The organism is Amycolatopsis sp. WGS_07 (assembly GCF_045278895.1).
Lineage (GTDB): Bacteria > Actinomycetota > Actinomycetes > Mycobacteriales > Pseudonocardiaceae > Amycolatopsis.
In genome coordinates this window covers 6,058,646-6,070,690 of record NZ_CP136053.1, presented here as the reverse complement: position 1 = coordinate 6,070,690, position 12,045 = coordinate 6,058,646, and the positions used below count along the sequence as shown (strand labels likewise).

Annotated in this window: 9 protein-coding genes; 7 read left to right on the top strand and 2 right to left on the bottom strand. The window is 69.4% G+C overall.

Annotated elements, in window-relative coordinates; all coding sequences use genetic code 11:
• Window positions 1–271 precede the first annotated feature (271 nt).
• The 7 genes from RPX00_RS28760 (at window position 272) to mmsB (ending at window position 9,113) form a co-directional block, all read left to right on the top strand.
• Window positions 272–1,288 carry a LacI family DNA-binding transcriptional regulator gene (locus RPX00_RS28760; protein ID WP_406630011.1) on the top strand — a complete coding sequence of 339 codons (1,017 nt, stop codon included), beginning with the start codon at window positions 272–274 and terminating at the stop codon, window positions 1,286–1,288.
• A 79-nt stretch (window positions 1,289–1,367) separates the two neighbouring features.
• On the top strand, window positions 1,368–3,041 hold the full coding sequence (gene araB, locus RPX00_RS28755; protein WP_406630010.1) for a ribulokinase: 1,674 nt from the start codon (window positions 1,368–1,370) through the stop codon (window positions 3,039–3,041).
• Window positions 3,038–3,715 carry an L-ribulose-5-phosphate 4-epimerase gene (locus tag RPX00_RS28750; protein ID WP_406630009.1) on the top strand — a complete coding sequence of 226 codons (678 nt, stop codon included), beginning with the start codon at window positions 3,038–3,040 and terminating at the stop codon, window positions 3,713–3,715. Before araB ends, RPX00_RS28750 begins: the two co-directional genes overlap by 4 nt.
• 25 nt (window positions 3,716–3,740) lie before the next feature.
• Window positions 3,741–5,246: an L-arabinose isomerase gene (gene araA / locus RPX00_RS28745; protein ID WP_406630008.1), complete on the top strand. Its 1,506-nt coding sequence runs from the start codon at window positions 3,741–3,743 to the stop codon at window positions 5,244–5,246.
• A 17-nt stretch (window positions 5,247–5,263) separates the two neighbouring features.
• The gene (gene chvE / locus RPX00_RS28740; protein ID WP_406630007.1) at window positions 5,264–6,358 is read left to right on the top strand and encodes a multiple monosaccharide ABC transporter substrate-binding protein; all 1,095 of its coding nucleotides are present in this window, start codon (window positions 5,264–5,266) and stop codon (window positions 6,356–6,358) included.
• Complete coding sequence (mmsA, locus tag RPX00_RS28735) at window positions 6,355–7,875, top strand: multiple monosaccharide ABC transporter ATP-binding protein (RefSeq protein ID WP_406630006.1); 1,521 nt, start codon at window positions 6,355–6,357, stop codon at window positions 7,873–7,875. The genes chvE and mmsA overlap by 4 nt, the downstream gene beginning before the upstream one ends.
• Window positions 7,872–9,113 (top strand): multiple monosaccharide ABC transporter permease, encoded by a 1,242-nt coding sequence (gene mmsB, locus RPX00_RS28730; protein WP_406630005.1) that lies wholly within the window; start codon window positions 7,872–7,874, stop codon window positions 9,111–9,113. The genes mmsA and mmsB overlap by 4 nt, the downstream gene beginning before the upstream one ends.
• A gap of 502 nt (window positions 9,114–9,615) precedes the next feature.
• Here mmsB and RPX00_RS28725 read toward each other — a convergent pair.
• Window positions 9,616–10,695 (bottom strand): DUF6801 domain-containing protein, encoded by a 1,080-nt coding sequence (locus RPX00_RS28725; RefSeq protein ID WP_406630004.1) that lies wholly within the window; start codon window positions 10,693–10,695, stop codon window positions 9,616–9,618.
• 65 nt (window positions 10,696–10,760) lie between these two features.
• Window positions 10,761–11,996: a DUF6801 domain-containing protein gene (locus RPX00_RS28720; RefSeq protein WP_406630003.1), complete on the bottom strand. Its 1,236-nt coding sequence runs from the start codon at window positions 11,994–11,996 to the stop codon at window positions 10,761–10,763.
• Window positions 11,997–12,045: the final 49 nt, after the last annotated feature.

Here is a 12,045-nt window from a genome sequence, read left to right as displayed (position 1 = left end):
CTCCTGACGACGCTAGACGGGATTCCTCTGAGCAGAAGGCAGCGTAGCCGGGAAAGATCAACTACTGGCCCGAAAATCCGCTACACGATCCGCTGAAGTGCCGCCCGCAACGCCTGGACGCGCGCTACTGACGGTAGAACCCGCAGCACGCTCCTGCTTCGGAGAGCAATCCGGCGAGACCGCTGCACTCCGGCCGACAACGGCTTGACCTCTGCGGCGTTATCGCTAACATTGCGATACTCACCCCATCGGGTTCAGCAAGGAGGCGCCGATGCCCGCCGAGGGACCTCCGGGAAAACGTCAGCCGGGACTGGCCGAGGTCGCGGCGCTGGCGGGCGTTTCGCACATGACTGTCTCGCGGGTCGTGAACGACAGCGGTCCGGTCCGTGCGGAGACCCGGGCCCGGGTGCTGGCCGCGGTGGACCGTCTGGGGTACCGGCCGAATTCCGTGGCCCGGGCCCTAGCGACCGGACGGTCGAACACCCTGGGCGTGGTGGCGCTGGAGTCCAATTTGTACGGTCCGGCGAGCACGTTGCACGGGATCGAGCACGCCGCCCGCGAGGAGGGGTACGGCATCACCATCTCCAGCGTCAGCCGTCCCCGCCGGTCGTCGATCGCGGACGCGGTGGACAATCTGCGGCGGCAGGCGGTCGGCGGGATCGTCGTGATCGCCCCGCACGTCACCGCGGGCGAGGCGCTGCGGCAGATCCCCGCCGACGTGCCCGTGGTGGCGGTCGGCGGCAGGGAATCGTCGCCGGTGCCGGTGATCTCGGTCGACCACTACGACGGGGCCCGGCGGGTCACCGAGCATCTGCTGTCGCTCGGGCACGAGACGGTGTGGCACGTCGCCGGACCGGACGACTGGCTCGAATCGCTTGACCGGGAACAGGGCTGGCGGGACGCCCTCGACCGGCGCGGCGCGCGGATTCCGCCGGTGCTGCGCGGGGATTGGAGTCCCCGGTCCGGCTACGAAGCGGGTCGCCGGCTGGCCGCCGAAACCGGAGTGGACGCGGTATTCGCGGCGAACGACCAGATGGCGCTCGGCGTGCTGCGCGCCTTCGCCGAAGCGGGAATCCCGGTGCCGGGCCAGGTCCGCGTCGCGGGCTTCGACGACGTGCCCGAGGCGGCCTACTTCAGCCCTCCGCTCACCACCGTCCGGCAGGATTTCATCGAGGTCGGCAGGCGGACCTTCCGGCTGCTCGTCGAACGCATGGAGGGCGGCGCGCCGGACGTCCGCCATCTCGTGGCTCCCGACCTGATTGTCCGGGACAGCACGGGTCCTCGATAACACGGCAGCCCGCGAACGGCCGAGCAGGGGCGCAGCGGCCGAATGTTAGCGCTAACAGAACCTGGAAGGAAACCTGCCAGTGCCAGCAGATTCTCTTGTCGTCGGCGTCGACTTCGGCACGCTGTCCGGGCGCGCGGTGGTGGTCCGGGTGCGCGACGGCGCCGAACTGGGGACCGCCGTGACGGACTACCGGCACGGGGTCGTCGACGACCGGCTCCCCGCCACGGCCGAGGAATTGCCGCCGGGCTGGGCGCTGCAGGTTCCGTCCGACTACGTCGACGTCCTGCGCACCGCCGTGCCCGCCGCGCTGGCCGATGCGGGCGCCGACCCGCGGGACGTGATCGGGATCGGCACGGATTTCACTGCCTGCACGATGATTCCGACCACCGCGGACGGCACTCCGCTGTCCGAGCTGCCGGAGTTCGCGGGCAATCCGCACGCGTATGTGAAGCTGTGGCGGCATCACGCCGCGCAGCCGCAGGCCGATCGCGTCAACGCCGTGGCCCGCGAGCGCGCCGAACCGTGGTTGCCGCGCTACGGCGGGCTGATCTCGTCCGAATGGGAATTCGCCAAGGCGCTGCAGGTCTTCGAGGAAGCGCCTGAGGTCTACCGCGCCATGCGGCATTGGGTCGAAGCCGCAGACTGGATCGTCTGGCAGCTGACCGGGACCTACGTCCGCAATGCCTGCTCGGCCGGGTACAAGGGAATCCTCCAGGACGGCCGTTACCCGGACCGGGGCTTCCTCGGCGCGCTGGCTCCCGGGTTCGAGTCCTTTGTGGACGACAAACTCGAGCACCCGGTCGGACAGCTGGGCTCGCTCGCCGGGAAGCTCACCGCGGCGGCCGCGGCGTGGACCGGGCTGCCCGCCGGGATCGCGGTCGCGGTCGGCAACGTCGACGCGCACGTCACCGCGCCGGCCGCGCAGGCGGTCGAGCCGGGCCAGATGGTCGCGATCATGGGCACGTCGACCTGCCACGTCATGAACGGCGCCGACCTGCGCGAAGTCCCGGGCATGTGCGGGGTCGTCGACGGCGGCATCGTCCCCGGCCTCTGGGGCTACGAAGCGGGACAGAGCGGAGTAGGCGACATCTTCGGCTGGTTCGCCGACCAGTGCGTCCCGAAGTCCTATTCGGACGCCGCGGGGGCAGAAGGGCTCCACGAATTCCTGACCCGCCTCGCGGCTCAGCAGGAGATCGGCGAGCACGGCCTGGTCGCGCTCGACTGGCACAGCGGCAACCGGTCGGTCCTGGTCGACCACGAACTGTCCGGGGTGCTCGCCGGGCAGACCCTGAGCACCCGGCCCGAGCACGTCTACCGGGCGCTGCTGGAGGCGACCGCGTTCGGCACCCGGAAGATCATCGAGACGTTCGAGGCCGCCGGAGTCCCGGTCGCCGAGCTGATCGTCGCGGGCGGGCTGACGAAGAACCCGCTGCTGATGCAGATCTACGCCGACGTCACCGGGCTCCCGCTCTCGGTGATCGGCTCGGCGCAAGGCCCCGCGCTCGGCTCGGCGATCCACGCGGCGGTCGCCGCCGGCGCCTACCCCGACGTACGCGCGGCCGCGGCGGCGATGGGCTCGGTCCAGCGGATGGCGTACCAGCCGGTGCTGGCAAACGTGTCGGCCTACGACGAGCTGTACGCGGAATACACCGCGCTGCACGACTACTTCGGCCGCGGCGGCAACGACGTCCTGCACCGCCTCGCCGCCCGCCGCCGCGAACTGGCCACTGTCGCGAAAGGACAGAACCGATGACGCTGACCGCCCAGACGCGCGGCACCATCGCGGAGCTGAGGGAATCTGTCGCACGACTGCACACCGAACTGACACGCAACGAACTGGTCGTCTGGACCGCAGGAAACATCTCGGCACGAGTCCCCGGCGAAGACCTGATGGTGATCAAACCGTCCGGCGTCTCCTACGACGACCTGACCGCCGACACCATGGTCGTCACCGACCTGCACGGCAAGCTCGTGCACGGCGAACTCGCGCCGTCGTCCGACACCGCCGCGCACGCTTACGTCTACCGGCACCTGCCGGAGATCGGCGGCGTCGTGCACACGCATTCGACCTACGCCACCGCGTGGGCGGCGCGCGGCGAGCCGATTCCGTGCGTGCTCACGATGATCGCCGACGAGTTCGGCGGCGAGATCCCGGTCGGCCCGTTCGCCTTGATCGGCGACGACTCGATCGGCCGCGGCATCGTGGAAACCCTTCGCGCGACCCGCTCCCCCGCGGTCCTGATGCGCAACCACGGCCCGTTCACCGTCGGCGCCAGCGCCAGGGACGCGGTGAAGGCCGCGGTGATGGTCGAGGACGTGGCCCGCACCGTCCACATCGCACACCAGCTCGGCACTCCCGCCCCGCTGTCGCGCACCGACGTCGACCGGCTGCACGCGCGTTACCAGAACGTCTACGGGCAGCGCTGAAACCCCGACCCGGCAAGGAGAAACGATGATTTCCGCGACCAAGCCGCAGGTGTGGTTCCTCACCGGCAGCCAGGCGCTCTACGGCGAGGAGACCCTCGACCAGGTCGCCGGGCAGTCGCTGCGGATCCGGCAGCTGCTGGCCGGCTCCGGCGGGCTGCCGTGCGAGCTGGTCAGCAAGCCGGTGCTGACCGAGTCCGCCGGGATCCGCCGGGTCATGGAAGAGGCCGGCGCCGATCCGGCCTGCGTCGGAGTGATCGCGTGGATGCACACGTTCAGCCCGGCGAAGATGTGGATCAGCGGACTGGACGCGCTGCGCAAACCGTTGCTGCACCTGCACACCCAGCTCGACGCGGCGCTTCCGTGGGCCAGTCTCGACATGGACTACATGAACCTGAACCAGGCCGCGCACGGCGACCGGGAGTTCGGGTTCGTCCAGACCAGGCTCGGGATTCCGCGCAAGACCGTCGCCGGGCACGCCGCCGATCCGGCGGTGGCCGCCCGCATCGGCGCGTGGGCGCGGGCGGCGATCGGCGCGGCGCATCTGCGCACCTTGAAACTGGCCCGGTTCGGCGACAACATGCGCGACGTCGCCGTCACCGAAGGCGACAAGGTCGAGGCGGAGCTGCGGTTCGGCGTCTCGGTCAACACCTACGGCGTCACCGAACTCGCCGAACGGGTCGACGCCGCGTCCACAGTGGACATCGAAACCCTAGTCGCCGAGTATGCCGACGAGTACGCGCTCGCACCGGAACTGGCGCGCGGCGGCGAACGGCACGAGTCGCTGCGGTACGCCGCCCGGATCGAACTCGGCCTGCGGTCTTTCCTCGGCGACGGCGGATTCGGCGCGTTCACCACGAACTTCGAGGATCTCGGCGGTCTGCGCCAGCTGCCGGGATTGGCGGTGCAGCGGCTGATGGCCGACGGCTACGGCTTCGGCGGCGAAGGCGACTGGAAGACCTCCGCGCTGCTGGCCGCGATGAAAGCGATGGGCCGCGACTCCGGCCGCGGAACGTCCTTTATGGAGGATTACACCTACCACTTCGGCCCTGGCGAACCCAAGATCCTCGGCGCGCACATGCTCGAGGTGTGCCCGAGCATCGCTGCGGGCACCCCGTCGTGCGAGATCCACCCGCTGGGCATCGGCGGCCGCGAGGACCCGGTGCGGCTGGTCTTCGACGCCGCGCCCGGCCCTGGCGCGGTCGTGGGCCTGACCGATCTCGGCGACCGGTTCCGGCTGGTGGCCAACGAGATCGAGGTCGTCCCGCCCGACGCACCGCTGCCCAACCTGCCGGTGGCCCGCGCCGTGTGGAAGCCCGCGCCGTCGCTCGCCGCCTCCGCCGAAGCGTGGATCACCGCGGGCGGCCCGCACCACACCGTGCTCACCCAAGCGGTCGGCATCGAGTCCGTGCGCGACTTCGCCCGCATGCTCGACGTCGAACTGCTCGTCATCGACGGGAACACCACCGCCGCGGACTTCGCCGACCGCCTCCGCTGGAACCAGGCCTACCACCGGCTCGCCAAGGGCTTCTAGGAGAAGGAGAACGAACAATGAGGTTCATTCGAGCAATCCGCGCGGCCGGGGTCGCCGTGCTCGCGTTCGGCATCGCCGCCTGCGGGTCGAGCGAGAAGACCGTGGACCGGCAGGCGGGCGGGTCCGCCGGGGCGCTGGTCGGCGTGACGATGCCGACCAAAGCGTCCGAGCGCTGGATCCACGACGGCGACAACATCAAGGCCGCGCTGGAAAAGCTCGGCTACCAGGTCGATCTGCAGTACGCCGAGAACGACATCCCCACCCAGGCCAACCAGATCGAGAACCAGCTGACCAAGGGCGCGAAGCTGCTGGTCGTCGCCCCGATCGACGGCACCGCGCTCACCACCCAGCTGCAGGAGGCCGCCGACCGCAAGGTCCCGGTGATCGCCTACGACCGGCTCATCCTCAACTCGCCCGCCGTCGATTACCACGCCACCTTCGACAATTTCAAGGTCGGGGTCGAACAGGCGAACTCCTTGCTCAAGGGCCTCGGTTCCGGACCGGGACCGTTCAACATCGAGCTGTTCGGCGGATCGCCCGACGACAACAACGCGACCTACTTCTTCAACGGCGCCATGTCCGTGCTCAAACCGCTCATCGACAGCAAGAAGCTGATCGTCAAGAGCGGCCAGACCACCTTCGCCCCCACCGCGATCCTGCGCTGGGACCCCGCGACCGCCCAGCGGCGGATGGAGGACCTGCTCACCAAGACCTACACCGGCGGCGCGAAAGTCCAGGGCGTGCTCTCCCCCTATGACGGTCTGTCGATCGGCATCCTGTCCGCGCTCAAGAGCAACGGCTACGGCACTGCGGGCCAGCCCTATCCGATCGTCACCGGACAGGACGCCGAAGTCGCCTCGGTCAAGTCGATCATCGCGGGCGAGCAGTACACCACCGTGTTCAAGGACACCCGCAAACTCGCCGACGTCACGGTGAAAATGGCCGACTCCGTCCTCAAAGGACAGAAGCCCGCGGTGAACAACACAACCGACTACGACAACGGCAAGAAGATCGTCCCCGCCCAGGTCCTGCAGCCGGTCGTGGTGGACAAGTCCAACTACCGCAAGGAACTGATCGACTCCGGCTACTACACGGCGGGCCAGCTGAAATGACCGAACTGCTCGGCATGCGCGGGATCACCAAGACCTTTCCCGGCGTCACCGCGCTCTCCGACGTGACGCTGTCGGTGCGGCGCGGGGAGATCCACGCGATCTGCGGCGAGAACGGCGCCGGGAAGTCCACCCTGATGAAGGTGCTTTCCGGAGTCCACCCCCGTGGCAGCTACGACGGCGAGATCGCCTTCGACGGCGAGCGGTGCGCGTTCGAGTCGGTCCGCGACAGCGAACGCCGCGGCATCGTGATCATCCACCAGGAACTCGCGCTGTGCCCGCAGCTCTCGATCGCCGAGAACATCTTCCTCGGCAACGAGCGGGCCCGCCGCGGCTGGGTCGACTGGAACCGGACCAACCACGAGGCCGCCCGCCTGCTGCGCCGGGTCGGGCTCCGCGAGAACGCGGTCACGCCGGTCAGCGAACTCGGCGTGGGCAAACAGCAACTGGTCGAGATCGCCAAAGCCCTGTCCAAACGCGTCAAGCTGCTCATCCTCGACGAGCCGACCGCCGCGCTCAACGACGACGATTCGGCGCATCTGCTCGCGCTGCTGCGCGAACTGCGCGACGACGGCGTCACGTGCGTGATCATCTCGCACAAGCTCGGTGAGGTCACCGCGATCGCCGACACCGTCACGATCCTGCGCGACGGCAAGACGGTCGAAACGCTCAGCGCCGCCGGGCTGAGCGAAGAACGCATCATCACCGGCATGGTCGGCCGCGACCTCGAACACCGCTTCCCGCCGCGGGAACCGGACATCGGCGACGAGGTGCTCCGGATCGAGGACTGGACCGTGCACAGCCCGGGCCAGCCCGGCCGGATCGTGGTGGACCGGGCGAATCTGACGCTGCGCCGCGGCGAGATCGTCGGGCTCGCCGGGCTGATGGGAGCGGGGCGCACCGAACTCGCGATGAGCGTGTTCGGCCGCTCCTACGGCACGAACATTTCCGGCAGGCTGGTCAAGGACGGCAAGGAGATCGCCGTCCGGTCCGTGCGCGACGCCATCCGGCACGGCATCGCCTACGCCACCGAAGACCGGAAACGGTACGGGCTCAACCTGATCGACGACATCCAGCGCAACACCTCCGCCGCCGGGCTGCCCGCGCTCTCGCGCCGGGGCTGGGTGAACGAGCACGCCGAACACGACGTCGCGACCCGGTTCCACCGCGACCTCCGGATCAAGGCGCCGTCGGTGCGCAGCGTCACCGGCAAGCTGTCCGGCGGGAACCAGCAGAAAGTCGTGCTGGCCAAGTGGATCTACACCGACCCGGACGTGCTCATCCTCGACGAGCCCACCCGCGGCATCGACGTCGGCGCGAAATACGAGATCTACACGGTGATCAACGAAATGGCCGCGCAGGGGAAAGCGGTCCTCGTCATCTCGTCGGAACTCCCCGAACTGCTCGGCCTCTGCGACCGGATCTACACCCTCTCCGCGGGCCGGATCACCGGCGAGGCCGCCCGCGCCGACGCCACCCAGGAACTGCTCATGCGACACATGACGAAGGAACGGCCATGACCACCACCAATCCCGCGCGGGCCGCGGACCCGGCCGCCCCGCCCGCCGGGCGCAGCCCCCGGCGGATCTCGATCAACCCGCGGCAAAGCGGCATCTACGTCGCCTTCGCGCTGATCGTGGTCCTGTTCGAGGTCGTCACCGGCGGCGCGCTGCTCGAACCGCAGAACATCTCGAACATCATCGTGCAGAACTCCTACGTGCTGATCCTCGCCATCGGCATGATCCTGGTGATCGTCTCCGGGCACATCGACCTGTCCGCGGGCTCGGTCGTGGCGATGACCGGCGCGATCGCCGCGGTCCTCACCGTCGACCTCGGCCTGCCGTGGCCGCTCGCCGTCGTGCTCACCCTGGTCTCCGGCGCGGCGATCGGGGCCTGGCAAGGATATTGGGTCGCGTACTTCGGCATCCCAGCCTTCATTGTGACCCTGGCCGGGATGCTCGCTTTCCGCGCGCTCACCCTGACCGTGCTCGGCAACCAGGGCATCGGCCCGTTCCCGGATGCCATCCGCACCCTGTCCAACGGCTTCACCGGCGGCTACCTCGGCAACATCGGCCTCGGCCCGCTCGGCGGCGCCGACCTCCTCAGCCTGCTCGCCGGAATCGTCGCGGTCGCCGGAATCGCGCTCTCCCAATGGCGCACCCGCGCGGCCCGCCTCGGCTACGGGCAGGAAGTCGACCCGTTCCCGGTCTTCGTCCTCAAAATCGCCGTCGCCGCCGCACTCGTGCTCGCCGTCGTCGTGCAACTGGCCCGCTTCCGGAACCTGCCGTGGGTGCTGGTCCTGCTCGCCGTGCTCGTGCTCGGCTACTCCCTCGTCGCCGGGAAATCCGTCTTCGGCCGCCACATCTACGCCATCGGCGGAAACCGGCAGGCCGCGACCCTGTCCGGCGTCAAGGTCAAATCGGTCACCTTCTGGGTCTTCGTCAACATGGGCGTCCTCGCCGCGCTGGCCGGAATCATCTTCGCCGGCCGCCTCAACCAGGCCGGACCGACCGCGGGGGTCAACTTCGAACTCGACGCCATCGCCGCGGCGTTCATCGGCGGGGCGGCGGTCCAAGGCGGCGTCGGAAAGGTCGCCGGAGCCATCACCGGCGGCCTGATCATGGCGGTCATCAACAACGGCATGTCGCTGATCGGGGCGCCCAGCGAACGCGTCATGCTGGTCAAAGGCGCGGTCCTGCTCGCCGCGGTCGCCTACGACATCTGGACCAAACGCCGGGCGGGCTCGGCCGCGCGCTGACCTTGCCCCGGAACTCGGTGTCCGCGAAGGCGGTCGACGCGGGCTGCGGCACCGGGTCGACCGCCAAGCGGCTCGCGTCGGTGGTCGGGCCTGACTAGCGAGGTCGCCGTCGGCCGCGATCTGGCCGAAGACGGTTTCAGTGTGCAGGGAAACGGATTTGCCGACAAGCGGTCCCAGATCGAGGGGCCGTTCAGATCGATGGCGGCGCCGCTCTGGCGGTCGACGCCAGACGCCACGGCACCGCGTCCCAGGACGAGCACCGACGCGGGCTCGAGGGATATCTCAGCGCCATCACTGAGATGGTGCTTGATCGCGCGGCGCTGGTGGTTTCCCGCGCTGTCACCGAGGCAGACCCGGGCTGTCCGACGAAACCTGGCAGCCAAACGCAAACAGCTCAGACAGCGGTAAACGGTCGCGACGCGTCGACGCCCGCGCAGCGGGGCACGGCACCGCCCGATGGTCCAAGGCCAGCGCCATGCCCCGCTTCCCGATCCCCCGGGGTCTAGTGCGCGGCGAGCACGAGCGCGAAGGTGTTTCCCTCCCCTTGAAAGAACGAACTGAGGGACGCGGTGAAGGCGCCGCAGCCGGTCAGCGGCGGGATGGCGTAAGTCCCGGTCACGGGACCGCCGGTCGCCAGCGCGAACCCGGTGCCAGTGCGCAGCTCGACCGGGAACGCCGCGCTCGTCCGGCAGTTCGGGTCCGCGACCGGCAGGCCGAACAGCGACACCCGCGGCAGCGCCAGAGCGAGCTTCGAGTGCACGGCGAACCCGCCGTCGCCGAGTTCGCCGCTCTGCTCGCCGTCCGGAGCGAACCGCAGCTCCGCAGTACCCGGCACGAAGCCGAAGAGCTTGAACTCCGCACTAGCCGGGTCGAACACCGGTCCGCCGCTGAACGACGGCTGTGCGGCAACGGCGAACGACCCGGTGAGCGGCACCGTCATGCCCAGTGTCTTCAGCGTCGTCGTCCCGGTGACGCGGTAGTCGTATCCGCTCTGCGCCGTCCCGACCTCGAAGCTCAGCAGCACCGCGTCCTGTCCCGGGTCGAGCGTGCAGTCCGAGGTGAACGAGCCGAGGCCGGTGAACGAGCCGTCGGCCTTTTTCGGGGTGAGCCGCGTGCTGAACCCGCCGAGGGTCACCGTTGTCTTGCCGGCGTTCGGCACCACGATCTGCGGTACTGAGCCGGTCGCTCGCGCGGTGAACGGCCCCGACGGCGGCAGCGCCGTCTTCGCCACGGTCAGCGGCACCTGCACCGGTTTGGTCAGCGAGCCGTTGACCAGCGTCACCCCCGCGGACGCCGTCCCTTCGACGCTGGCCGCGCCGACCAGGGCCAGGCCGCGCGTCGCCTTGTCCGGAACGGACACCGAGACCGCGAGGTCCGACGTCGTGAGCGTGCCGCCCGGCGCGGACGGCGTCTCGAACGACGCCTTCACCTCGACGTCCAGCTTCTGCTCCCCGATCAAGGGAAACGGGCAGGTGTAGCTCAGCACCTTGTCGACCGGCGTCCCCGCCGACGCGGGAGGGGCGAGGACGGAGACGGCGAGGCAGGCGAGTCCCGCCGCGAGCGGCAACCGGGCGTTCGGCACGGGTTCCCCCTTTCCGGGGCATGGCGCCTGCCCCGCCGCGCCGCGACGGGGGCAGGCAGATCGGGCTACTGGCGGGCGAGGTTCAGGTCGAGCGTGTTGCCGTCGCTCTTGGCGAACCCGCTGATCCAGTCGTTGAACGAGCCGCAGTTCTGGAACGCCGACAGCGCGTAGGTCCCGGTCAGCTTGCCGCCCTTGAGCAGGTCGAACCCGTCGCCGGTGGTCATCTCGCTGGTCGACGGGCTGACCGTGCCGCACTTCGGGTCGGTGCTGATCGGGACGCCGAACAGGCTGACCGACGGCAGGAAGACGTCGAACTTGATGTGCGCCTTGAACCCGGTGCCCACCAGCTCGCCGCTCTGCGTGCCGTTCTGCACGACCTTGACGTCCGCGCTGCCCGGCAGGAAGCCGAGCAGCTTGAAGTCGTTCTTGGTCGCGTCGAGCTTCAGCGCGCCGGTGAACTTCTTGGCCGCGATGTCCACGTCGGCGTCGAACCCGCCCTTGATCGGCGCGGAGCTGCCCAGCGACTTCAGCGCGGTTTTCCCGTCGATGCCGAACACGAACTTGCTGCCCGCGGGCGGCGGCGTGTCCGACGTCGGCGGCGGGGTGTCCGAACTCGGGGGCGGAGTGTCGGACGTCGGCGGCGGAGTCTCCGAACTCGGCGGCGGCGTCGAAGTCCCGCCGCCGTTGACGGTGATCGTGGCGAGGGTGTTGTCCTGGCCCTGGTCCTGAGTGCACGGCGCGTTGATGGTGCCGTCCGGGGTGATCCCGGTGACCGAGCCGTCCGCCTTGCGCGGGGTGACCTTGAGCGCGAGGTCGCCCACGGTGATCTTCGCCTGGCCGGGCTGGGTGAACGTGAGCGACGGCGTCTTGCCCGTCGCGTTGATGGTCATCTCGCCCGAGGGCGGGATGTTCGTCTTGTCCAGCGCGATCGGAACGCTGACCGGCAGGTCGAGGCCGGGCGCGGCCACCTTCGCACTCGCCGTCGCGGTGCCTTCCAGCGTCGTGGCCCCGATCAGGCCCAGCCCGCTGACGGTGTCCGCGTTGATCGTGGACACGGCCTTGATGTCGAAGGCCCCGGTCGCCTGCCCGGCGTTCACGGTCTTCGGCAGATCGGTGTTGATCACCACCTTCAGCGACTGCGAACCCACCAGCGGGAAGGTGCAGTGGTAGTTCAGCGTCAGCGAGATCGGGTCGGCGGCACTGGCCTGTGCCCCGACCACCAGCGCGGCGGCGACGAGCCCCGCCGCACCCGCGGCCGCGGCGACGGCGGCCGTCTTCTTCTTGCCTCTTGGGTGACTCACGATGGTCCTTCCGTGTATCAACAGTGATACGAAAAGGCGGAGCGTTTTA